General features: G+C 48.3%; 20 protein-coding genes and 1 tRNA gene. 12 read left to right on the top strand and 9 right to left on the bottom strand.

Annotated features, from left to right (window positions below):
- The first annotated feature begins 39 nt into the window (after positions 1–39).
- On the top strand, positions 40–1,035 hold the full coding sequence (gene pdxA, locus G451_RS0116855) for a 4-hydroxythreonine-4-phosphate dehydrogenase PdxA (protein ID WP_027185181.1): 996 nt from the start codon (positions 40–42) through the stop codon (positions 1,033–1,035).
- Between the two features lie 139 nt (positions 1,036–1,174).
- Here the strand turns inward: pdxA and G451_RS0116850 are convergent, their stop codons facing one another.
- From G451_RS0116850 to G451_RS34205, 7 genes are all read right to left on the bottom strand, one after another.
- Positions 1,175–1,978 carry a tetratricopeptide repeat protein gene (locus G451_RS0116850; protein WP_027185180.1) on the bottom strand — a complete coding sequence of 268 codons (804 nt, stop codon included), beginning with the start codon at positions 1,976–1,978 and terminating at the stop codon, positions 1,175–1,177.
- A 66-nt stretch (positions 1,979–2,044) separates the two neighbouring features.
- Positions 2,045–3,172, bottom strand: coding sequence for a glutamine-hydrolyzing carbamoyl-phosphate synthase small subunit (gene carA, locus G451_RS0116845; RefSeq protein WP_027185179.1), 1,128 nt, complete (start codon positions 3,170–3,172; stop codon positions 2,045–2,047).
- 124 nt (positions 3,173–3,296) lie between these two features.
- Entirely contained in the window at positions 3,297–4,637 is a 1,341-nt protein-coding gene (locus G451_RS29975; RefSeq protein WP_051261602.1) for a 3-deoxy-D-manno-octulosonic acid transferase, read from the bottom strand.
- Between the two features lie 22 nt (positions 4,638–4,659).
- Positions 4,660–5,568, bottom strand: coding sequence for a D-alanine--D-alanine ligase family protein (locus G451_RS0116835; RefSeq protein WP_027185178.1), 909 nt, complete (start codon positions 5,566–5,568; stop codon positions 4,660–4,662).
- Entirely contained in the window at positions 5,531–6,160 is a 630-nt protein-coding gene (locus G451_RS0116830) for an HDIG domain-containing metalloprotein (RefSeq protein WP_051261601.1), read from the bottom strand. The genes G451_RS0116835 and G451_RS0116830 overlap by 38 nt, the downstream gene beginning before the upstream one ends.
- A gap of 134 nt (positions 6,161–6,294) precedes the next feature.
- Positions 6,295–7,443 (bottom strand): hypothetical protein, encoded by a 1,149-nt coding sequence (locus G451_RS0116825; protein ID WP_027185176.1) that lies wholly within the window; start codon positions 7,441–7,443, stop codon positions 6,295–6,297.
- 154 nt (positions 7,444–7,597) lie between these two features.
- Positions 7,598–7,792 (bottom strand): hypothetical protein, encoded by a 195-nt coding sequence (locus G451_RS34205; protein ID WP_156921686.1) that lies wholly within the window; start codon positions 7,790–7,792, stop codon positions 7,598–7,600.
- Positions 7,793–8,107: 315 nt separating this feature from the next.
- Between G451_RS34205 and hypD the strand changes: the two genes are divergently transcribed.
- On the top strand, positions 8,108–9,214 hold the full coding sequence (hypD, locus tag G451_RS0116815) for a hydrogenase formation protein HypD (RefSeq protein ID WP_027185174.1): 1,107 nt from the start codon (positions 8,108–8,110) through the stop codon (positions 9,212–9,214).
- Between the two features lie 48 nt (positions 9,215–9,262).
- On the top strand, positions 9,263–10,267 hold the full coding sequence (hypE, locus tag G451_RS0116810; protein WP_027185173.1) for a hydrogenase expression/formation protein HypE: 1,005 nt from the start codon (positions 9,263–9,265) through the stop codon (positions 10,265–10,267).
- A 163-nt stretch (positions 10,268–10,430) separates the two neighbouring features.
- Here the strand turns inward: hypE and G451_RS0116805 are convergent, their stop codons facing one another.
- Positions 10,431–11,411, bottom strand: coding sequence for a chemotaxis protein (locus tag G451_RS0116805; RefSeq protein ID WP_027185172.1), 981 nt, complete (start codon positions 11,409–11,411; stop codon positions 10,431–10,433).
- 948 nt (positions 11,412–12,359) lie between these two features.
- Between G451_RS0116805 and G451_RS0116795 the strand changes: the two genes are divergently transcribed.
- Positions 12,360–13,286: a ketoacyl-ACP synthase III gene (locus tag G451_RS0116795; RefSeq protein WP_027185171.1), complete on the top strand. Its 927-nt coding sequence runs from the start codon at positions 12,360–12,362 to the stop codon at positions 13,284–13,286.
- Positions 13,287–13,406: 120 nt separating this feature from the next.
- On the opposite strand, the gene G451_RS29970 is transcribed toward G451_RS0116795, so the two are convergent.
- Positions 13,407–14,408 (bottom strand): tRNA dihydrouridine synthase, encoded by a 1,002-nt coding sequence (locus tag G451_RS29970; RefSeq protein ID WP_051261600.1) that lies wholly within the window; start codon positions 14,406–14,408, stop codon positions 13,407–13,409.
- A 230-nt stretch (positions 14,409–14,638) separates the two neighbouring features.
- Between G451_RS29970 and G451_RS0116780 the strand changes: the two genes are divergently transcribed.
- The 8 genes from G451_RS0116780 to G451_RS0116745 all read left to right on the top strand — a co-directional run bounded on the left by G451_RS0116780 (position 14,639) and on the right by G451_RS0116745 (position 22,847).
- Positions 14,639–15,565, top strand: coding sequence for a branched-chain amino acid transaminase (locus G451_RS0116780; RefSeq protein ID WP_027185170.1), 927 nt, complete (start codon positions 14,639–14,641; stop codon positions 15,563–15,565).
- Between the two features lie 177 nt (positions 15,566–15,742).
- Entirely contained in the window at positions 15,743–17,518 is a 1,776-nt protein-coding gene (dnaX, locus tag G451_RS0116775; RefSeq protein ID WP_027185169.1) for a DNA polymerase III subunit gamma/tau, read from the top strand.
- 38 nt (positions 17,519–17,556) lie between these two features.
- Entirely contained in the window at positions 17,557–17,868 is a 312-nt protein-coding gene (locus G451_RS0116770; RefSeq protein ID WP_027185168.1) for a YbaB/EbfC family nucleoid-associated protein, read from the top strand.
- A 26-nt stretch (positions 17,869–17,894) separates the two neighbouring features.
- Complete coding sequence (gene recR, locus G451_RS0116765) at positions 17,895–18,500, top strand: recombination mediator RecR (protein WP_027185167.1); 606 nt, start codon at positions 17,895–17,897, stop codon at positions 18,498–18,500.
- 23 nt (positions 18,501–18,523) lie between these two features.
- A complete protein-coding gene (gene recD2 / locus G451_RS0116760; protein WP_051261599.1) occupies positions 18,524–20,746 on the top strand; it encodes an SF1B family DNA helicase RecD2 in 2,223 nt (740 codons plus the stop codon).
- 45 nt (positions 20,747–20,791) lie between these two features.
- Positions 20,792–21,748 (top strand): lysylphosphatidylglycerol synthase transmembrane domain-containing protein, encoded by a 957-nt coding sequence (locus tag G451_RS0116755; RefSeq protein ID WP_027185165.1) that lies wholly within the window; start codon positions 20,792–20,794, stop codon positions 21,746–21,748.
- A 25-nt stretch (positions 21,749–21,773) separates the two neighbouring features.
- The gene (thiD, locus tag G451_RS0116750) at positions 21,774–22,601 is read left to right on the top strand and encodes a bifunctional hydroxymethylpyrimidine kinase/phosphomethylpyrimidine kinase (protein WP_027185164.1); all 828 of its coding nucleotides are present in this window, start codon (positions 21,774–21,776) and stop codon (positions 22,599–22,601) included.
- Positions 22,602–22,764: 163 nt separating this feature from the next.
- Positions 22,765–22,847 (top strand) — tRNA-Leu (locus G451_RS0116745).
- Positions 22,848–23,071 lie beyond the last annotated feature (224 nt).

The raw sequence follows: 23,071 nt of genomic DNA, 5'->3' as shown, positions 1-23,071 counted from the left end.
TTATTAAGAGAAATCCGGCGCAGCTGTTTAGAGAGAATCATGAAGAAACCATTACTGTTGACATTAGGCGATCCCAACGGCCTCGGACCGGAACTCGTCTGCCGAGCATTTATGGAAAATGCCTTTGCCGGTGTTTCTGTTGTCCTTATCGGCCCCGAGCAAGGGCTTGCATATCATGCGCAACAATTTGGCATTGATCCATTTTGGAGGACAGTGACGACATTCAATGAAGTCACACAGGAGAACCCTTCGATCCATCTTCTTGTCCCTAAAGCATTGAAATATTGGCAACCCAACATAGGAGAAGCCGTCACCGAGGGAGGGGTTGCCGCCGGTATCAGTCTTGAAACGGCGTGCCGTCTGCTTGCTGAAAAACGAGCTGACGCCATCATGACCTGTCCGCTCAACAAAGCGTTATTGAATGATGCTGGATTTCTTTTTCCTGGGCATACTGAATTTCTGGCAGAACGGTCAGGAGTCGGGGCCGATAATGTCTGCATGCATTTGTGTGGAGATGTACTTCGAGTCAGTCTCGTCACGACACATCCTCCTTTACGTGAAGTTCCAAACCTCATCACAAAAGAAAAAATATTGCGCTGCCTCAAATTGACGGCAGAGCATACGCAACGCCTTGATTTGACAGCTCCTCTTGCTGTTTGTGGGCTTAATCCACATGCAGGAGAGTCAGGGAAAATCGGTCGTGAAGAAATCGACACCATTATTCCGGCAGTCAAAGCCGCACAAGAAGCGGGAATTGATGCGGTTGGTCCTCTGCCGGCAGACACCGTCTTCTTTCAGGCGGCTCAAGGAAAATTCTCTGCAGTCCTTGCTATGTACCATGATCAAGGGTTGGCTCCACTCAAATTGTTGCATTTCCATGAAGCCGTCAATGTGACGCTCGGCTTGCCATATGTGCGTGTATCCGTAGACCATGGTACAGGCTACGACCTTGTTGGAACGGGTAAAGCAAGCCTGGGAAGTTTTAACGCTGCGCTACGTTTAGCCCAACGACTCGTCTCGGCGAAGACAAAGTGATGAGAACACGTGTGAGAAAAAAATATCGCACACCCCAAATGATGACAGAATGAAACGAGAATACATTCTCGAAAACACGAGGAGCCGGCTGACCGAATATTCGGTCAGCCGGCTCCTCGCATTGAAGTCGAGATTGAGTTTACTTGGCCAACTTTTTCTCGGCAAAAGTCAGCATTTTTTGCGCTTCGACAAAATCAGGTCGGTATTTAATCGCTAACTTGGCCGCTTTGGCGACTTTGTCCCAGCGTTCCCAGTCGAGATAGAGTCGACCAATATTGAAATACAGATTGCTGTCTTGCTTGGCGTAGGAGACGGCGCGCATGAAATACTTCTCGGCGAGCTCAAATTTTCTGAGCTTTCGCAAAACAATTCCAATGCTATTATAAAGCTTAATCTGCTCTGGATTGATCGACAACGCTTGATCAAGGTAATCAAACGCTTCCTCATACATTTCAGCTTTAATCAACATTTCAGCAATATTGGCGCGCAGTTCACTGTCTTCCGGATAATCCTTGACCAGCCGGGCGAGCAGAGTTTTGGCTTCACCTTGGAGATTGTTATTCAGAAGATTCTGTGCTTTTTCAAGACCTTCGCGTTTTTGCTGTTCTAAACTGGCCAATTTGTCTCGAGCTTCGTCCAGAACCGTGGTTTCAAGTTCATGGACAAGCGTTCTCAGCGATTCGGCGAGCGCTCTCTCTTGCCCTGGTTCATAATTGAGCGCGAGAGGATAGAGTTCACGCAGTTTTCTATCCGAGTTGATTACATATACGGCCTTATCGATGAGTTTGCTAAACTCCTCACGTTCGGCCTTCATCAACGGGTTTTTCAAAATGGTTAGCAACGCTTCGTAAAGGGAATTCACAGCAGGCAGAAATTTTTGCTGCTTTAGAAAGGAATTGACCTGGGAGAGATTGGTCCTGGCTTTGATCAGTTCCGTCGACATGTGTTCCTCGCCTGCTGAAAGATGGTTTCCGTATTGCCCGAAGGCGTATCCAAAAAGGTACGTATGTTACTTACCAAGAGATTCGCGGAGCAATTCCCGAAATCGTTTGAAAAACGAACGCGTGTCATGCGGACCGGGGCCGGCCTCAGGGTGATGCTGGATAGCTATGATCGGCTTTTTGGTATGGGCGAAACCTTCTAACGTCTGGTCGTTCAAATTGACATGCGTCACCTCAATATCTTCGAGACGTGAAATATCGACACAAAATCCATGATTTTGTGAAGAAATCTCGATACGTCCCGTGGTGAGGTCTTTGACGGGATGATTGATCCCATGATGGCCAAACTTCAATTTGAACGTTTCTCCACCCAATGCCAAACCAAGGAGCTGGTGCCCGAGGCAGATGCCTGCTGTTGGATACTCTTCACAGAGTTGCGCTACAGTCTCTTTGAGACCTCCCAGTGCGGCCGGGTCTCCAGGGCCATTGGATAAAAATATGGCGTCCGGCGCAACCTTTTTGACGGATTCATAGGGAAAGTCCCCCGGAACAACGAGCAAATCAAGGCCTTCGGCTGCAAGTAAACGCAAGATGTTCCATTTGATACCAAGGTCGTACACAAGAACACGGGGACCGTCACCAGGCCAGTCGTATTGACCATCCGCAAGAGTTACCGGCTCAGGAGCCGAGCCATTCCAACGGTACGGACCCTCGCACGTCACATTCATGGCTAAACCAAGTCCTTCCATGGAAGGAATGGATTTTGCCGAATCGACCAGTGCTTGCGGATCATCGACATCTGTCGAGATCACGCCCCGCATTGCACCATGTAAACGTAGGTGTCTGGTCAATGCACGTGTATCAATGCCTTCGATACCCAAAATGCCATGTTTGGTAAGATAGTCAGGCAATGATGATTTCGCGCGCCAGTTCGAAGGGGTCTTGCAACATTCTTTTACAATGAAGGCTTCCACATGGATGCGGTCAGACTCCACATCATCCAAGTTGACGCCGTAATTTCCGACATGGGGATAGGTCATGCAGACCATCTGTCCGACATACGACGGGTCGGTCAAAACTTCCTGATATCCAGTCATGCCGGTATTGAATATGACTTCTCCCTGGGCGCGGCCGGAACCGGTGAATGAGCGGCCTTCGAAAATGGTGCCGTCTTCCAGGGCCAGTAAAGCTTTCATGCAGTCTCTCCGAGCGAGGGTTGATGATTGTTGACGCCATATGGCGCAACAAAATCAGATACAATGAAAAGGAATGGTTCGTAAAGTCCGGGTCACCGTACAATTGCCTGCATTCGGCAAATTGTCACCGTGAAATCTTCGCATATCCGAAACCAGCTTGAAGGTGTTTTCGAATTTCATGGCATACCGCAACCGTACCACCTTGACGCGCCCGAATATACTCACTCGCTTCTTTTCGAACTTTTTCTCGTGATTTTGGTCTTTTAAGATATGACAACATGGCTTCTGCCAAATCTTTCCATCCGGCTACTTGCGTAACAAGACCTTGATCGACAATGCCTTCTCCGATCCAGGCAAAATGTCGCCAATATGGCCCGATGATAGGAATGACGCCGGCATGAAGTGGTTCTAAAAAGTTTTGCCCCCCAAGTGGATGGAGGCTTCCACCGACAAAAACGGCGCGGGCCATAGAGTACGCAGCGTTGAGTTCTCCGAAACGATCCCAAAGAATAATAGTTCCAGCAGAGACATGACTGGTTATTTGCGAGCGCAAAACAAACGGGAGACCAGCATCATCCAAAGCCTTTTTAATAGCCGGAGTTCGATACGGCAACCGCGGGAAAATACCGATAAATGTTTTCGGGCGTTTTACATGCAATCGTGCCGCAGCCCGAATGACATCATCCTCTTCTTCTTCATGAACAGACCCGAAAACGGCCAAAGACGCCGTCGGACGAAAAAGTCGATTGAGCGTATTTTCCACAAAAGGAATGGGGTCGCCTTCACCAAGATAATCAAACTTAATATTGGATATGCTGGAGACATTTTTGTCTTCGCCAAAAAGAAGTTGAAAACGACTTGCATCGTTTTCTGTCACCGCTAGGGTCGCCCGTGGCGCAATTTCCCGCCACATGGTGTTTTGTCCAAGGCATTTAGCAAGTTTATCTGTAGAAATACGTGCATTCGCCACAATAAGAGGAACGCCTAGTCGTGTACATTGTGACATGAGACCAGGATGCAACTCGGCTTCCAAAAGGACAACAACTTTCGGACGATAGGTTAAAAGCGCCTTACGCATCAAGTTTGTGGCATCGAAAGGAAACGAAGATGTCCAGATATCAAGGTCAGGACGAGTCTTGCTGAAATCCATCGCTGTTTTGGACAACGCGTCCAGTCCATCCATGGTCGACGCCGTCAAAAGAATTTTAAGGCGTCCCTGTGGAGGTAATGTTTTCAGAATTTCCCATGCAACGAGCGTTTCACCTCCTGATTCCGCCTGAATCCAAACATCGAATCCTTCGGAAAGAGATGATTCTTCAGGTAAGTCGAGAACGAGGCGTTCACGTAGGTTATCTCGTAGGTGCGGTGCAAAGGCGTGCAAAACTGTCGCCATAGTCCAGACCGCATCATTGACGAGAAGAGATAAGCTGGTTCGAAATGATAAAGAAAGAGGATGCGTCTGCATGAGTGGTCCCAATGGTTGCGGCTTATAAGTTTCGCGAGAGCCCCAAGGTGATCAGTTTGGTAATCAACTCGTCGAAGGAATAGCCCGCGGCTTGGGCTGCCTGGGGAAGAAGGCTTGTCGCGGTCATGCCGGGCAGGGTGTTTACTTCAAGAAGAAAAAGGTCTTCCCCCACAAGAATAAAGTCAGATCGGCTGCATCCGGCAAGGCCCAGAGCTTTGTGGGCGGCCAAAGCCAGTTGTTGGGTTCTTTTTGTAATCGAATCGGAAACAGGAGCAGGGCATATTTCTTTTGCGGCTCCTGGTTGATATTTGCTGTCGTAGTCAAAAAAACCGTTTGCGTTCTGTGGATCAATCAAAATCAAAGGCAATGGTGTTTCGTCAAGAACGCTACAGGTCAATTCCACTCCATGGAGAAGTTCTTCAACAAGCACTTCGTTACAATGGGTAAACACTGTAGATAGAGTTTCGTGCAGTGTTGTTCTCTCTTCAACCAATGCCATATGGAGACTGGATCCACCCGTATTGGGTTTAAGAATCCATGGTCCCGCAAATGGAGGGGACCAATCTTTGGCTGGACGTTGTGTTAAAAAAGTCCATTGCGGAGTCGGAATGTTATTGGCTTCGAAGATGAGCTTCGAAGCTGCTTTATGGAGCGCTAAAAAAGAACCGGCAGGCGCGGTCCCTTGGTAGGGAATTTTTATGGTTTCGAGAATAGCCTGAAAAAGACCATCTTCTCCCGGCTCGCCGTGTAAATTGAAAAAGGCAAAATCACATTGCTTGGCATCATGAACGAAGTTGGAAAAATCGGTTGCCGGATCGTGACGAACAACCTCATGTCCCAACCGAGCAAGAGATACAGCAATGATGTCGGCTCCACGAAGCGATACTTCTCGTTCAGTCGACCATCCGCCCGCTATCAAAAGTATGCGCATGAAGATCGATTCCTAATAGTTGGCTGAGCGCAGATTCGATTTCTTCGGCTTGGTCGAAGGAGTGACGAATCCGGCTTTGTATGTAGGGAGTTTTGCCGTAACGTGCGACCAGATCGTCGAATCGTTCCTGTAACGAAACCACACTATCGTGCTTGACCCGTTTGTCACAGTAGATAATGGCCATAGGCAAAAAATGCGCCCGTACGTCAATACGATATGGCCAATAGACATGATGCACGATGCCTTGTGACAGACGCGGATTGCATGTCAATTCACAAATCCAGGAGGCGCCGAGTTGGCTATGACTGCCGCCGTGGTGTATTGTGTAGGTTTTTGCGATATCATGCAACAAACCACATGCCCGCACTTCCTGGACGTTGAGGGCCAGTCCGATTTCTTTTCCCAGCAATGCAAGGTTCGTAGCGACTTCGGCTACAAGCCGACTATGACTACGAATATTGTCGAGCATATTGAACTCTTCCCACAGTGCTTCACACTGGGCGTCACTTGGGATGGGATCAAGACGTGTTGCAGCCAACGAGGAGAGGGGAGGGCTGCACGGTGTGGATATATGAAGAGGATCTTTGGACATGGCCGATGAATTGTTCCTTGTTTTTCTTACCATCTACCAGTGCCGACGGGAAAAATCAAAGGGACTGATGACGCTGGTCTCAAGGAGAATGAAGACAGGATTGTTTCGAAATAATACGGAAAGAGAAAGCGTGGCTAAAAAGGTTCGTCTCCCGAGGCAGGATCAATCAAGCGAGATTGGCGAAGTTGAGTTCTACCGCGTTTTTTTTTTCGTTCGACTTCATATTCTTCAAGCATTTCATCGAAAACACGGTCATAGATAGTCTGCATGTCTTTTTCCGCAGAAATACCCATCCCTGAGTCGGAAAACAAGTTGTTGGAAGGCCGGGACAGGCTTCGCGTTGTGCTTGGCGAAGGTGGCGTTTGGCGCGAAATCTGTTGAGGCGACAACGGCGGTGGAGTCTCCGCAGGTTTCTGCTCCTTCAGGCGCTTCGGGGCATGCCGGCCTGCAATATCTGGAAACGCCGATGTCTTAGGACGAAGTGAAGGCTCAGGTGTTACCGATTGAGCCGGTTTACGAGGAGACAAAGGCTTGCTTTTGAGCTTCGGTTCAGGTGTGGGTTCTCGCCTGTTTGTTTTTTGTTTGTAGATTTCCTGAATTTTCTGTCGTTCATATCCCTGGACGGTATCCATTGTCGATTGCTTCAATGACGTCGCTTTATCGGCAGCCAAATTCCGGGAGTAACTGTCCACAAGACCTCCCATAGTCTGTTGGACAACCGACACATCGTCGCGTTTTTTAACAGCAGCATTCAAACTGCCAAATTTGGTCGGATTTATATTATACAGGCTGGAAGCAATTTTTTTGTTAAATGTACGAACAACAGGCTGAAGGCGCTTCAAACCAAGTTTTGCCTGCTCGCGAACATTGGAATTGCTTGACTGAAGTTTGCTCTTGAGATTTTCAGCACGCATACCAACAATAAGACAGTCGTTAATAAACTCGACTGCTCGTAATTGTTGCTGGAGGAGACCTACTTTTTTTTCATATGCTTTGATAATTCTGTTGAACCGAGTTTCTTCTTCCGGAGTAATACCTTTTCCCATTACTTTCAGATTGAAGCGAATCTGTTTCTGCTCAATAAGCAGCTCCTTTTGTTGCTTGAGAAATCTTCCAATATCAGCGGCTGTTTTCGCCGTTTTCTCACGCAACGTATTGAGCTGGTCAATTCGTTCATTGGGCTCACGGGATCCAGCATCATGCCGTTCTGTTTCGGCTTGCTGTTCTTCGCGAGCTTTGATGATATCAAGATCGCGAAGTGGAGTCACAGTGGAGTCGGGCATGAAGCATCCTTTTTCTCAATACAAAGCACGAAGCGTACCCAATGAACTGGTTAACAAAAGCTTGGCACCTTTGTTTTCCAGTAAAGTTCGTTTGTTATCGAACTTAGTCAAAACATTGACACTCATCATGTACATCACAATTTCCAAAACCAGATTACACCATGAGGTTAAGACGAGTTCCAAGATGGGGTCTCGCGCGGAGCATCATTTCCGACTGCATTGAACCTGTATCCTGTGTGTAGCCTGTTTGGATTTGCGCTGGCGTTCCTCCATTATTTTTTCTCGTATTGCCACGCGTCAATCTTGCGTTCGTATTTCCGCTGGTATCGTATTGGCTGATTGGATTCATAGATTCTCCCTGCCGGTGTCGTCAATAAAATGCACTACTACCCATTGTTTTTGCAGGTTATTGCAAAGGGTTTGCCAATTATAACGCAACGAAGAAAAATTTTGCAGCTTTGAAATGGCGGTGTGTTTACCGTACCGAAAGAGCATTACATTCAAAAGAAAATATAAAGAATTTATCCATTTTGCCGAAATCGGGCAGTGGACGAACGTGTCTTGGCAACTTATACTCTGGCGATGTCATTTTTTATGTACCCGGGCTGACTGCTTCTCTTTATCCCGGCAAGAGTTTGACAACGCCAACCCCTCCGCAAGCACTATGGACCAGACCACTCAATTTTCCACGGCTTTCCAGGATCCTGATTTGTGCCGTCAGCTTCTTCGGACTCTTCAATCGATACAGACTTCTCCGCTTACGTTTATGGAAGTCTGCGGCACGCATACCGTAGCAATTTTTCGCAGCGGCCTTCATTCGCTGCTGCCAGACACCATAGAGCATCTTTCCGGTCCGGGATGCCCGGTTTGCGTCACACATGACAGTGAAGTCGCCGCCTATCTCAAATTGGCTGAACGTGACAATGTTATCATCGCCACGTTTGGCGATTTGTTGCGTGTTCCCGGGCCAAACGGCAAGACGCTCAAGACGGCCAAAGCCGAAGGTGCCCGCGTAGAGATCGTCTATTCACCGTTTGACGCCCTGACCTTAGCAGTCGATAATCCCACTGAAACTGTCGTATTTCTTGGTATAGGTTTCGAAACGACAGCCCCCACAGTTGCTGCCACTGTCAAAACTGCTCAAGCACGCGGTATCTCCAATTTGCTCGTTATGTCGTTTCATAAACTTGTCCCCCCAGCCTTGGCCGCTTTGGTTGCAGACAACAAAACGTCGGTTGACGCATTTCTATTGCCAGGACATGTTTCCACCGTTATCGGGCTTGAACCCTATCGTTTTTTGGCTTCTGAATATGGGGTGCCGGGCGTTGTAACAGGTTTTGAACCAGCAGATATCTTACAAGCCTTGATTTATGTTGCACGTATGCGTGCCAATGGAGAAGCCGATATCGTCAATGCCTATACTCGGGCTGTTGCTTCCGAAGGCAATCCTCAGGCCGTGGCCATCATGAATGAGGTGTTTGATCACGGCCCTGCACTATGGCGCGGAATTGGGGGAATTGATGGAAGTGGGCTTATATTCTCCAATGACTATGCCGAATTCGATGCCTTACGCGCTTTGGATTTAACGATAGAGGAGACGCCTCCACTTAAAGGATGTCAGTGTGGAGATGTCCTGAAAGGCATAATCAAACCAAATCAGTGCCGCCTTTTTGGAACAGCCTGTACACCGGCCAAACCAGTGGGACCATGCATGGTTTCAACCGAAGGAAGCTGTGCAGCTTATTACAAATATCGCTTGGAACTCAGTTAAATTACCGTTCTTGATGCATAAAATCTCAAGCAGGACTTGAAAACCGATATGGCTGAAAAACTTCTTCTCGACTATGGTAGTGGCGGCAAAGCCTCTCACCGTTTGGTGACAGATCTCTTTGTTGCGAATTTGGGCAATGACATTCTCGGTCAACTTGACGATGCCGCTCTCATTGAACTGAATGGCAAAGTTGCCGTCAGCACAGATAGTTTCACGGTTGATCCCATTTTTTTCCCCGGCGGAGACATTGGTTCGCTTGCTGTGCACGGCACCGTTAACGATGTTGCCATGCTCGGGGCTCAACCGCTCTATTTGACGTGCGGGTTTATTTTGGAAGAAGGGTTGGACATGGATGACCTCCGGCGTATCGTGGTCTCAATGGGAGAGGCGGCTCAAAAAGCCGGTGTTCTCGTTATTGCTGGAGATACAAAGGTTGTCCCTCGTGGAGCCGCTGATAAAGTATTTATCAACACAACCGGTATTGGAAAAATTATTGCTCCCATACCGCCAAGCGGCTCACGCGCGCAACCTGGAGATGTTGTTATCGTGAGTGGCTACATGGGCGACCACGGACTGGCTGTTATGGGGTCGCGCGAAGGATTGACATTTGACGCATCGGTCCAAAGTGACAGCGCCGCACTTAACCATATGGTCTTGAGTTTATTTGAAGCGGGTCTCGATATTCATGTACTTCGTGACCCGACACGTGGCGGGCTCGGAACGACATTGAATGAAATTGCGACGCAATCCGAAGTGGGTATTTTCCTGGCTGAAGGCGATATTCCCATACGGCCAGCAGTAGCGGCGGGATGTTCTTTTCTCGGTCTTGATCCGCTGTACTTGGCGAACGAGGGTAAAGTTATCTGCATCGTTGCTGAAAAAGATGCTGCGAAAACCCTTGAAATCCTGAAGGGAAATTCCCTGGGGCAGGATGCGTGCATTATCGGGCAGGTCATGTCGGAACAGGCCGGAAAGGTCATTCTGACGACATCGCTTGGGGGCAAGCGAATGGTCAATATGCTTGAAGGTGAACAGTTACCCCGGATTTGTTGAATAAGACTGAGAACATCTCCAGAGAGCGGCGCAATAGCGCATAGAAAAACAACACATTGCCGCGTGGGCTTCATCGTAAAGGCCACGCGGCAATGATCTTGTGAAAAGGGGAAAAAAGCCTGTTTATTAAGGTGAGACGGATAAGGGCTTTAAATTATACGTTTTATGCCGATGAATTCGCAACCATATCAAGCTTTTCTTCGATAAGATGCATAGCACGTAGCGCTAATGCACCGACTTCGGGTTTCGATATTTGGTCATCAGCTCCTACAGCGAGGCCTTTGTGTCGAAGCTTATCCGTTATAAGCGAGGAAAAAAGGATTACAGGAAGACGCTTTAAAATAGGGTCTTCTTTGATGCGTTTCGTCAGATTGTGTCCGTCCATAGATGGCATTTCGATGTCAGAAACAACCACTTGCAAGTAATCCTCTATGTTTGTGTTTTCTTTTTCTGCTCGTGCTTTTATCTCAAGAAGACGATCCCAGGCCTCTCTGCCATTTTGTACGGCTTCAACTTGGAAATGGGCTTTTTCCAACAAATCCTTGAGCATATGCCGAATCAGGACAGAGTCATCGGCGATAAGTGCACGATATGTTTTGCTCGCGTCCCACGTGATATCAAGATCAAGCCGTAAGCCAAGCCCTGGGTTGATGTCTGCGACCATTTTTTCCAGGTCAAGCAGGAAGACAATACGGTCTTCGAATTTAACAACACCGGTGATGCAATCTCCACTAAGCGAGGAAACGTAGGTGTTGGGCGGTTCAACAGCTTCCCAGCTCATCCTGTGGATGCGTGTTACTCCTGAAACAAGAAATGCCGTTGTGACATTATTAAACTCTGTGACAATAACCTTGGGAGATTCGCTTTCGACACGGCTTTTTCCAAGCCAAATGCTCAAGTCAACCAAAGGAATGACGTGCGATCGCTGTCGAAATGCGCCGAGTACTGAAGGGTGTGAAACTTCTGGTAATTCTGTCACATGGGTAAGGCGGATAATTTCAAGTACTTTTGCAACGTTAACACCGTAATAGCCGCGGTATTTTTTTGTCGGGTCCGATGTCGAAGGCGTGTCTTCGTCCAAATAGAATTCAACAATTTCAAGCTCATTCGTTCCGGCTTCAAGCAAAATATTCGTTTGCGCCATGACATGTTTCTCCATGAAGGAGCATAAGGTGAAAAAGGTCGAGTAATCTTGTTGTTTTGTCCACCGTGACTGCGTCTGTCAACCCGAAACTCCTGAGTCGCTGACACGATAATATCATACGTATTGTGGGTCTTCTTGGTATCGTATGTCAACCAATTCTCACTACGTAATTTTTTTAAAAAAAATCAACACGGTAACTGGGTGATATCTTCAGAGGCGTTGCTTCGTAGCGTATTCAACAAAACATAGCCCAGAATCATAGAAACACAACAACACATGTTTTATTTTTTTGCTCTTGTGACATTTTTAAGTTTTGATATGGACTTGTCGTTGTTTGTCAAAGAAACACACTATAAAGTTGATTGTTGTGACTGATTCATCGATCTAAAAAATACTCATTGACTCTTGGTTTGCAGTTTTGTAAGTCAAAAAAATAAATATATACAGTGAAAAAATACAAAGGTATGCAGACAACAAAATATTTTTTGTGAATCGTTATAGGTTTCACATTGATACCTGCAAACAATAGCAATGTGTTTATATAAATTATGTCATAAAATATTTGCAATATCGCGTTATTCTGTGTGTAAGTAATGTATTTCATCACAGAGGAAGGAATGGATTTATTCACTTGCCTCTCGCTACATCATTGAAGAGATATTGATATCACGTCGTCTACATTCTTTTTCAACACAAAGCATCATAACACGGTTTAATATCTCAGTGAGAGATATCCCTGTTGTTTTTTGTAATTCCCCGCCTTTTGAGGCGAGAGCGCAGAGCCTGGAGAGTATTACAAAGTACGCGAATAAGATAATATGTAGAAGATCGACAATCAACGTTCTGTGCCATACTCAGCAAGGCATCGGACGATGCGACATCAGCGTTTGCCATTTGCGCAGTGCAACAATACATCACACAAGAATCAATGCATAAAGGAAGTGAGGCATGATAGGCGTTACCGCCATAAGTGGCTACATTCCAGAAACAGGGCTGGAAAGCGCCGACCTTATTCAGCGTTTTGAAGTTGGTCCGATGTTTCTGGAAAAAATCGGCATTAATCGATTAGCAAAAAAGGATCCTCAAGAACAAGCATCGGATTTGTGTGTTCACGCATTTACCGCGTTACAGAATAAACTGGTCGACACATCCATTTTACAACACATAGATCTTCTTTGCATTTGTACACAAAACGGTGATTACACAATTCCTCAAACATCCACCATTGTGCAGTCCAAATTGGGCCTTCCCCATAGCATGGCAACGTTGGACTTGGGGTTGGGGTGCGCCGGGTATCCGTACGGTTTGTCGGTATGCAAAAGCTTTATGGAAGCGAACAAATTGCGGTGCGGCCTTTTCTTCACTGCGGATCCGTATTCCGACATTCTCGATATGAATGACAAGAATACAGCGCTTCTTTTCGGGGATGCTGCTGCCGTAACATTACTTACGGATGATCCTCTTTGGCAGATTGGTGTCGGTGCATTCGCATCGTTCGGTGAAAAATATGAAGCGCTAATCAAACGGCCAGGGCAGCATCTTTTTATGGATGGACGCGATATTTTTAACCTTATTATGCGTGACGTGCCAGGCAACATTGAGTCATGCCTTACAGTCAATGGGTTGTCTCGGGAAGATATTAATATGTTTTTTCTGCACCAAGCCAATCGTCATGTTATTCACAGCCTGGCTCGCACAATGGATTTACCGCTGGAAAAAGTTCCTTTCGATATCAAAGACTATGGTAATACCGTTTCTTCTACCTTACCGCTTTTGTTTGAAAAATATCTTGATCGAAGCGATCTCACACATTGTCTTTTGTGTGGATTCGGCGTCGGGCTCCAGGCCGCTTCAATTCTTCTCTCCAAGTGTTGACGACGTTTCCAAGTCAACGCGTTTCCTGCATAACACGGATTCCGACGTAAGAGCGGAAGCATCTATATATAAACAAGTTGATGAGTCGCTCTGGTATGACAGGGCGGCTCTCTGTGTGCGTTATGCTTGTATAGTGTGAACAGCTTGCGGCACGGGCTCTAACTGCGATGCCTTAGAGATAATTTCGTCGAGTTCTTCCCAGGAAGCACAATGCGTGAGTTGGACACGAAGCGGCTTGCTCCCTGCCAAATTTTTGAGATAACGTGGCACAATCGTACGCATTTTCAGAAGAGCAAGATGAGGGTTCGAGTAGCGTTTGGCAAGATGAGCATGACGCGTCATGATATGAGCCATTGCCGGTCCATCGCATACCGGAAGAGGGCTGTTTTGGCGAAGCAAAAGATACTTTTCAAAAATTGACGGGTCACGAAGAGCTCCTCGAGCAAACATAATCGTGTCGACGCCGGTTTGTTCGATAACGCGCACACCATCTTCAGGGTAAAACAGATCTCCACTAGCAATGACCGGGATAGAAACGGCATCCTTGAGTATGCGCAGAGCAGACCAATCCGCCTGTCCGGAATACCCTTGACTGGCAAGTCGTGGATGAAGTGTCAACCAGCCAACACCAATGTCTTCAAGAGTTTTACTGACTCCTTCAATGTCAAGTCGGTCACCTTCATTCCAACCCGTGCGGAACTTCACTCCCACATGGCCGTGACCGGCCTTTCGGACCATTGTCCGGACAATTTCAAAAAGGGTTTTGGGATTCTTGGCGAGGGCGGCTCCGGCTCCTGTTTTCACGACTTTATTCACCGGACATCCTGCATTGAGATCAAAATACCGAAACCCGAGTTCCATCGCTTTTTCCATCGCGAGACCCAAAAATTCAGGCTCACTCCCGAAAAGCTGAACAATAAGTGGTAAGTCTTCAGGACGAGTATCTAAAAGCCGTTGCGTGCCTGGACTATTATAGACCAATCCTTTCGCGCTGATCATTTCCGTAAACGCGCCAGCGCAACCGAATTCTCGGCAGAGAAGGCGAAATGCCAAGTCGGAATATCCTGCCAGGGGAGCAAGAAACGGCGTATTCGCTATAAAATACGGGGCAGTAGAATTCATGTTGTATTGTCTCCGTTGTGCGGTTGAGCCTCATAACAAGCACAAGGAATATGGGCAATATCTCGGTAGGTTGGCAAAGAAAATGCACTGGCTTCTTGACCTTGGACCTGTCTTCTTTTAGCTTTCACTTTTTTCTTCGGCGCTTCTTTCAACGCTGGCGCCTCGTATCTTTTCGCCGCGGATCACCGAAGAAATCTGCGGATTCATTTCATTTTAGAAAGGGGAAAACCATGTCGCCGAAGTCCGATCTTATCTGGTTCGATGGAAAACTCGTTCCTTGGAACGAGGCTAATGTGCACGTCATGACCCACACCTTGCATTACGGTGTCGGCGTTTTTGAAGGTATTCGTGCGTACAAGCAAAAAGACGGCACCTCTGCTGTTTTTCGGCTCAAGGAACATGTTGATCGACTATGTGAATCAGCCAAGATTGTCGAAATTAGCGTGCCGTATGACAACGAGGCCATTACGGCAGCAATTCTTGAAACGCTGGCTGCCAACAAGTTAGCCGAAGGGTATATCCGTCCGCTCATTTTTATTGGTACGGGGGCAGCCATGGGGGTTCACCCCGGGAAAAACCCCATTCACACGGCAATCGCGGTATGGCCGTGGGGAGCCTACCTCGGTGAAGAAGCCTTGGAGCGTGGTATTCGCATTAAAGCTTCCACCTTTGCGCGTCACCATGTCAACGTCATGATGACCAAAGCCAAAGTCTGTGGCAACTATGTCAACTCGGTACTGGCCAAGGTCGAAGCTGTTGCCGACGGCTACGATGAAGCATGTATGCTTGACACAGATGGATACGTGGCAGAAGGTTCGGGCGAGAACATCTTCATTGTGAAGAAGAATGTTATCAAAACTCCGCCCTTGACCTCCATTTTGGCCGGTATCACCCGCGAAAGTGTTATCACTGTTGCGCGCGACATGGGATATCAAGTGATTGAGCATCGCTTTACGCGAGACGAATTGTACACGGCCGATGAAGCCTTCTTCACGGGAACGGCCGCCGAAATCACGCCCATTCGAGAAGTTGATCGTCGTACCATCGGCAAAGGCCGTGCGGGCGAAGTCACTCTGGGCTTGCAAAAAGCCTTCTTTGATGTTGTGAAGGGAGAAAATCCCAAATACGCCGCATGGTTGCAGCCTTACGATCTCTAAGCGAGTATTGCCGAAGGGGTTGCTATTTTTTGCGTATCGATTTTTGATGCATCTGCACAATGGGGGCGTGCGGAAAATCTATGAGACGCAAACGTTGTAGCCAGCATATCTACTCCCGGCCCGGTGTTCGACGAAAAAACGCCGGGCCGGATTTATTGAAGAAAAAATAAGGTCGTCATGAGTTCTGCCAGCCTTACAGCCAAATACAGACCACAACGCTTCGATGAGGTGGCTGGTCAGGAAGAAATTAAAAAAATCTTGTCTCGGGCATCGCTCACGGACAAGATTGCGCCGGCGTATCTCTTCAGTGGAACGCGTGGAGTCGGTAAAACGACCTTGGCTCGAATTCTGGCCAAATCACTCAATTGTACCACTGCACCGACGGCGGAACCGTGCAATGAATGCCTTCATTGCCGGCAGATTACCGCGGGAATTTCTTCGGACGTCATAGAAATTGACGCCGCGACACATGGAGGCGTCGAAGAAGCCAGACGCCTGAAAGAAGACGTCGGCTATGCTCCGTTGAATAGCCGTTATAAAGTCTTTATTATAGATGAAGCTCACATGCTTTCCCGGGCGGCGTTCAATGCGTTATTGAAAACGTTGGAAGAACCACCGCCGCGCGTGACCTTCATTATGGCCACAACGGAACCTCACAAATTTCCGGCCACGATCATCAGCCGTTGCCAGCATTATATTTTTAAACGCATGCCTCAGGCAACGTTGGAGGCGCATTTAGCCAGCATTCTGCATAAGGAAGGCGTTGAGTACGATCAGTCCGCTGTTTCTATTCTGGCTCGTCGTGCTGCGGGTAGTGTCCGCGACGGCATGTCATTGCTCGGGCAAACACTGGCCGTTGGATCTGGGGCGCTTCGTGCAGACGATGTCCGCGACATTCTTGGACTGGCTGGCCAGGATGTCTATTTTGAATTGATGCGGGGCATTGCCGATCAGGATATCGCCTCGGTGCTTCGCGTTCTTCATCATGTTTTGGATAAAGGGTTGGACATCGGATTTTTTATGCGCGAATTGTCTTCCTGCTGGCGCAATATGTTTGTTTTGAGCCAGGCAGGTGAGGCGGCATTCGATTTGGTAGAGCTTACTCGTGATGAAGCCGAATCCTGGCTCGAATGGGCCGGTCGATTCAATATTGGGCATATCCATGCCTGCTGGCAAATGACGCTGGAAGGACAACGTCGCGTGATGACAAGCCTGGAACCGGCGCTCGCTCTTGAGCTGCTTTTGCTTAACCTGACATATTTGCCCAGGCTGCTTTCGTTGGAAGAACTTGAATGTGCGCCAAGCGGGGCGTCGGCATCTCCGGGAACTCCTGTCCGGCCAGTAGCTCCGACGGCATCACCGTCCGACGGAAAAAAAAACTCCAATGAACGGAGAGAGCTGACAGAACCGTCACAGGAAACGCATCCATACCAACCCGATCTGGCCCCTTCACAACCGGAGGTTGCGTCTACGGCGCAATCACCTCAAGCGCCACATTCTCCGCCTTTTGAATCATTTTCAGCGCCTCCGGTTTCCGATCCCTCGCCGGAAGTCGTTCATCCAGCCGCCACCAGTCCGCAGCCGGATGCACCAAAGACGTGGGAAGGATTGGTGGCGTTTCATGACGAGCAGGTGAAGGCTGGCGGCGAATCCGTACGTGGAATTGCACTTGCATCAGGGGAGATTCTTCAGGATAATGCTGGCCCTGTTTTACGTATTACGTGTATCAATCAAACCCACAAGGGACACGTTTGTGCTGGAGGAGAGGCCCCGGCTTTAACTACCCTGGCGCGATCTTATCTTGGGCCGGATGTCCGCATCGAAATTCTTGCGAAAGAAAATATGACCACCGAAGAAAGTTCGGTATTCAAAGCAACGATTATGGAGCAGCCTTTGATCCAAAAGGCGCAGGAAGAACTTGGAGCTCAAGTTATCGATATTCAAACCAAATAGGAACGTTAAAGAAGACGTTTCTGTGAAGGAGAAGTCCTATGAAAGGAATGAACGACCTGGTGCGCCAAGCCCAGATTATGCAGCGCAAAATGGCCCAGATGCAGGAAGAAATGAAAACCAAAACCATTGAAGCCACAAGCGGTGGCGGCATGGTTACGGCGGTTGTCAATGGCGGCATGGATCTTGTGTCCATTAAGATCGATAAATCGGTGGTTGATCCGGAAGATGTCGACATGCTGCAGGATCTTGTTTTTGCTGCCGTCAGCGACGCGATGAAACGGGCCAAGGAAATGAATGAGCAGGAAATGGGGCAACTGACCGGGGGCATGAAGATCCCCGGCTTGTTCTAAGTTTCACCCCATCAAAGGACGGTTGCGTGCAAAAGTTGCCTCAACCTCTTCAAGACGTAGTTGAACAAATGGCCGGCTTGCCCGGCCTTGGACCAAAATCTGCGCTACGAGCGGCCTTATGTTTATTGCATTGGCCCAAAGAGCGCACGGTACGTCTTGGCGAAACCATTCGTGAACTCCGTGATACGCTCCATGTCTGTTCGAGTTGTGCCAGCCTTTCCGAAACCGAAGTCTGTTCCATTTGCAGTGACCCTGGACGGAATACCACGGAACTCTGTCTTGTCTCGGAATGGGATTCCTTACTCGTGATGGAAGAGGCTGGTCTGTACAAAGGAAAATATCTCGTTCTGGGGGGGCTCATCGCTCCTCTTGATGGCGTTGACGCCAAGAGCCTGCGCTTTGATGTGTTGATGCAACGTTTAGCTGAAGGTGAAGTCACCGAGCTTATTCTTGCACTCGGCACCACACTGGATGCTGAAGTGACGGCAACGCATATCATCTCGCTTGTCCGGGATCGTTTTCCCCACATCACCGTGTCACGCTTAGCGCAAGGGATTCCTTTGGGTGCGGACATTAAATATGTGGATAAGGAAACCCTGCGACAATCCGTCCAGTACAGACAAAAACTGTAACGTCCATCAATCTCTGATATTTTATGCCCCCGGACACGCAACAACCTCGCCTTCTGTCGGACGAAGACAGCTCTTTTGACGAATTACGGGCTGAAGTGTCCGGGGTGACATTTTTCAATCCCGAGACCAACTATCTCATCGCTCGCGTCAAAGCCACTTCCGAACCTGGTTTGACAACGATTGTCGGTACCATTCCGCTCGTCACTCCTGGCGAAATATTGCATTTACGTGGGCATTTTATTGAGCATCCAAAATACGGACGCCAATTTCAGGTTGAATCGTTTGAGCAAAAACTACCGGCAACAATCAACGGTATCCGACGATACCTTTCTTCAGGCATGATCAAAGGTGTTGGAGAAACGCTGGCCGAACGCATGATTGATGCCTTTGGTGATAAAGTTCTCGACATTCTGGAAAATGATCCTGAAAAATTGCTCAAAGTCGAAGGGCTTGGCAAAAAGAAACTCAAAACCATACAAGATTCCTGGCAGGAACAGAGCGAAGTCCGCGACCTCATGATTTTTTTACAAAGTCATGACATTGCCACAACGCATGCAGCAAAAATATTAAAGCTGTATGGACGGGGAGCGGTCGAAGCCATCAAGCAGAATCCCTATGACCTTGCGTATAAAATCGCTGGAATCGGGTTCCGTACGGCTGACATCATGGCGACCAAACTGGGACTGGACCCGCACAGTCCTATGCGTTTGGAAGCAGCCATTGTGTTTTGTCTTTTTACACTCAGTGAGCAAGGGCACCTCTTTTATCCCGCTGAAGAATTGTTGTCAGCTGTTGCGGACATGCTCCAAGATATCGACGTCGACTTGCTCGAAGACGCGCTGACGTCACTGGAAGAGAAAAAAAAGGTGTTTGTTGAACCGCTTCCGGAGCAGACGATTGATCGAGGCGTGTATTTGAGCCATTTTTATCGTTATGAGCGAGAAATTGCCGAACGCTTGCATGCCTTGGCTGATCATGGTGCCGCGGATCCGAAAAAGAAAATTCATTCCATTTTACCGGGGATAGAAAAAAAAGCCGGTATCACCTTATCCGAAGAACAACGCCAGGCTGTTATCGGTGCATGTGAACATAAGGTCTTTGTCATTACGGGAGGCCCAGGAACCGGCAAGACCACCATCACCAAAACGATTGTTGATGCTTTGGATCAACTTGGCTTTTCTATTAAGTTAGCCGCTCCCACCGGTCGAGCGGCCAAACGACTTTTTGAAGCGTCGGGCCATAAAGCCACCACCTTGCACCGGCTGCTTCAATATACCCCGGGAGGGAGCTTTGCATTCCATGAGGACAACAAGCTTAAAGCCGATGTCCTTGTGATCGATGAAGTCTCCATGCTCGATGCGACACTCTGTGTCAATGTTCTGCGTGCCTTGCCATTGACCTGTCGTTTATTGCTTGTCGGTGACGTCAACCAGTTGCCATCGGTCGGGCCAGGCAATGTCCTCGACGATCTGTTAACAAGCGAGGCGGTTCCGAGTGTTCGCTTGACCCATATTTACAGGCAAGCCAGGGAGAGCATGATTGTGGTGAATTCTCACCGTATCAATACCGGAGCGTTTCCGGTGCAATCCCCCAAAGACCCGCCGGAAGCTGATTTCTTTTGGGTGGAACAAAACGAACCGACGGTGGTGCAGCAGCGTATTGTTGAACTCGTTTGTGATAAAATTCCGCACACATACGGGCTGTCACCGTTTTCCGAAATACAAGTTTTGTCCCCCATGCATAAAGGAGAGGTCGGCACACTGGCGTTGAATAGCTTGTTGCAAGAACGCCTCAACCCCCGGGGAGCAAGCCTGAGTCGAGGGCGTACCATTTTTCGGATGCGAGATCGTGTTTTGCAAACCCGAAACAATTATGAGAAAGACGTCTTCAACGGCGATCAAGGCACGATTTGCGAAGTTGATGAGGGTGAGGGCGAACTTGTCGTCGATTTTGATGGCCGCTTTGTCACCTATGAAAAAACCGAGTTAGATGAATTGACCCCTGCCTATTGCGTCACCATTCACAAGTCGCAGGGCAGTGAATATCCTGCTGTGGTTATTCCGATAATCACCCAACACTTCATCATGCTCCGACGCAATCTCATTTATACAGCATTGACGCGGGCAAAGCGCCTGGCTGTTCTGATCGGTGGCCGGCGCGCTTTGGCTATTGGACTCAAAAATATCGGCGGAGCAAAACGCTTCACCCATCTTCGGTATCGTCTTCAAGATGCGTTCAACAGGTAACAGAGGACGAGCCACCCAACCTTTTGTAAGGAATTTGACGCAAACATGCTTGTTAAAAAAACGCTCAGTCTCATTATTCGATTCGCTTTTGTAGCGGGCTGTCTTGTTTACGCGTTTTGGGGAATCGATTTCGGGCTTCTTTTTGACACCCTCAAAAACTATAATGGAATAGCCATTGTCGGGACAATTCTGTTTCAGTTCTTGAGCTATGGAACCATGGCCATGCGCTTGGATTTTCTTTCCCGATTCAAAGCCGGGAACAAGACATGCCTCAAAGCCTTTCTCCTCTCCATGGCGGTGAACAACATTGTCCCTGCAAAACTCGGTGAGTTAGCCAAAGCATTTTATTTTCGTCGCGAGTGTTCGTTTTCTCTTGGTCAGAGCATCAGCATGGTATTTTGGGAACGTTTTTTTGATCTCAACGCCATGCTTGCCCTTGGGACGATTGTCGCGTTCATGTTTGGCGTCAATGTGGCATTTATTCCGCTTTTTATTGTGGTGTCGTCCATCTGGGCGGGCCTCATTTTTATTCGCCTTTTTCCGGACCTCTCCCATAAATTGATTCAGCTCGTGCCTATAGAGCGTGTTCGCGGTTTTCTGGCAGAAATCAAACTCCAGATTCTGCACGGCGTCACGCCCTGGTTTCTCGTCATTCTTGGCGTGTATACACTTGTTTGCTGGGTTTTCTATTCCGGAACCACCATTTTGACCCTGTTTTGGGTGGCCGATATGCCGATTACGTTTTGGCAAGCCATGACAGTGTTTGTGATTTCGGCTGTGGGCATGGCAACTCCGTCTTCCCCGGGTTCTGTTGGCGTTTTTGAAGCGGCCGTGACGTTTTCCCTGGGACTTTTCGGTATTGATAAAGAGCAAGCCTTAGCTGCCGGGCTTGTGTTACATATGATTCAATATATTCCTGTTACGGTTCTCGGCATTGCTGTTCTGGCCCGAAGTGGATTAAATTTACAGCGCATTCGGCAGAGCGACGAGGACTTGGCCTGATTCAATGACTATAGAAGGAGTCGATATGCACCCACCTTGCATTTTGACAATTGCCGGTTCAGATTCATGCGGTGGAGCCGGCATCCAGGCGGATCTCAAGACCATTATGATGCAGGGCGGATATGGATTATCCGTCATTACGGCGTTGACCGCACAAAACACCCAAGGGGTAACGGCAATTCATGCTCCCCCTGCCGATTTTGTTGCGAAACAGCTGGAAACAGTGCTGTCGGATATTCCAATTCAGGCAGCCAAAACAGGAATGTTGTTTTCCGCGGCAATTATAACCGCTTTGTCCGACATTCTTGTTCACACCAATTTTCCACTTGTTGTGGACCCGGTGTGTGTGAGTCAAAGCGGACATCAACTCATGCAATCCGATGCGATCTCGGCATTGAAAGAACGCCTGATTCCTCGTGCCGACCTGCTTACCCCAAACCGACACGAAGCCGAACTCCTCAGCGGCATTCGCATTACGGATGCAGCATCGCGCGATGCATCGATTCAAGTACTTTTGGGACTCGGCGCAAAAGCCGTGCTGCTCAAGGGCGGACATTTCGACGAAGAAACAGATACGGCCACGGACTGGTTGGCTGTTGGCGACAAACCGGCAATCCCTCTTCAGATGCCTCGCATTGCGACGAAAAATGCCCATGGAACGGGCTGCACCTTGTCGGCAGCCATCGCCTCATGGTTGGGACGCGGTTTGATGATGGAAGATGCCATTCGACGGGCGCAGGCGTTTCTCAACCTTGCCTTGTCCGAAGCATTCGATTTGGGAGCAGGCAGTGGTCCGCCGAATCACCTGGCTCCCTATCTACGCCTGCTGGAAAAATCATCTTTTCCCTTTTAAGCGAAGGATACTCTTCGGGAAAATTGACCAAAACAGCGATATACGGCCCCTCAATGCAAACAATTGGACATATTTGCCCGTGAACGTACTTCTCATCGTATAACTTAACGTTGACAGAAGACGAAAAAGAAGACACATCTTCGCTTCTTAATCGTTGCACATTGCGAGAGTGGCGGAATTGGTAGACGCACTGGATTTAGGATCCAGCGCTTCGGCGTGGGGGTTCGAGTCCCCCCTCTCGCACCATAATTCAATAATAACAAGCAGTTGTTCGTTTCAAATGATTAACGGACAACTGCTTGTTTTTTATTGTTCTCATAATCAGCCCCACTATAGCCCCACAGCTGTTAATTTATCACACTGGTTAGCCTCAAATCAGTGCGGGCACTGCTGTGCCCGCATCCAACTCCCCGATTCTTTCTCGTTTTCGCGCTCCCCCCTTTTTTTTCTAAAACAAGCCGAATGGTCCA

The sequence above is a fragment of the Desulfovibrio inopinatus DSM 10711 genome, assembly GCF_000429305.1.
Lineage (GTDB): Bacteria > Desulfobacterota > Desulfovibrionia > Desulfovibrionales > Desulfovibrionaceae > Alteridesulfovibrio > Alteridesulfovibrio inopinatus.
This window is presented reverse-complemented; position numbering and strand designations above follow the sequence as displayed.

Bases quoted from the DNA above. Each gene is read 5' to 3' on its own strand.
- thiD (WP_027185164.1), top strand. From the start codon at position 21,774: ATGCACCCACCTTGCATTTTGACAATTGCCGGTTCAGATTCATGCGGT.
- G451_RS29975 (WP_051261602.1), bottom strand. From the start codon at position 4,637: ATGCAGACGCATCCTCTTTCTTTATCATTTCGAACCAGCTTATCTCTT.
- G451_RS0116850 (WP_027185180.1), bottom strand. From the start codon at position 1,978: ATGTCGACGGAACTGATCAAAGCCAGGACCAATCTCTCCCAGGTCAAT.
- dnaX (WP_027185169.1), top strand. From the start codon at position 15,743: ATGAGTTCTGCCAGCCTTACAGCCAAATACAGACCACAACGCTTCGAT.
- hypE (WP_027185173.1), top strand. From the start codon at position 9,263: ATGGCTGAAAAACTTCTTCTCGACTATGGTAGTGGCGGCAAAGCCTCT.
- G451_RS0116770 (WP_027185168.1), top strand. From the start codon at position 17,557: ATGAAAGGAATGAACGACCTGGTGCGCCAAGCCCAGATTATGCAGCGC.
- carA (WP_027185179.1), bottom strand. From the start codon at position 3,172: ATGAAAGCTTTACTGGCCCTGGAAGACGGCACCATTTTCGAAGGCCGC.
- G451_RS29970 (WP_051261600.1), bottom strand. From the start codon at position 14,408: ATGAATTCTACTGCCCCGTATTTTATAGCGAATACGCCGTTTCTTGCT.
- G451_RS0116830 (WP_051261601.1), bottom strand. From the start codon at position 6,160: ATGTCCAAAGATCCTCTTCATATATCCACACCGTGCAGCCCTCCCCTC.
- pdxA (WP_027185181.1), top strand. From the start codon at position 40: ATGAAGAAACCATTACTGTTGACATTAGGCGATCCCAACGGCCTCGGA.
- G451_RS0116825 (WP_027185176.1), bottom strand. From the start codon at position 7,443: ATGCCCGACTCCACTGTGACTCCACTTCGCGATCTTGATATCATCAAA.
- hypD (WP_027185174.1), top strand. From the start codon at position 8,108: ATGGACCAGACCACTCAATTTTCCACGGCTTTCCAGGATCCTGATTTG.
- G451_RS0116805 (WP_027185172.1), bottom strand. From the start codon at position 11,411: ATGGCGCAAACGAATATTTTGCTTGAAGCCGGAACGAATGAGCTTGAA.
- G451_RS0116755 (WP_027185165.1), top strand. From the start codon at position 20,792: ATGCTTGTTAAAAAAACGCTCAGTCTCATTATTCGATTCGCTTTTGTA.
- G451_RS0116795 (WP_027185171.1), top strand. From the start codon at position 12,360: ATGATAGGCGTTACCGCCATAAGTGGCTACATTCCAGAAACAGGGCTG.
- recD2 (WP_051261599.1), top strand. From the start codon at position 18,524: ATGCCCCCGGACACGCAACAACCTCGCCTTCTGTCGGACGAAGACAGC.
- G451_RS0116835 (WP_027185178.1), bottom strand. From the start codon at position 5,568: ATGCGCATACTTTTGATAGCGGGCGGATGGTCGACTGAACGAGAAGTA.
- G451_RS34205 (WP_156921686.1), bottom strand. From the start codon at position 7,792: ATGAATCCAATCAGCCAATACGATACCAGCGGAAATACGAACGCAAGA.
- G451_RS0116780 (WP_027185170.1), top strand. From the start codon at position 14,639: ATGTCGCCGAAGTCCGATCTTATCTGGTTCGATGGAAAACTCGTTCCT.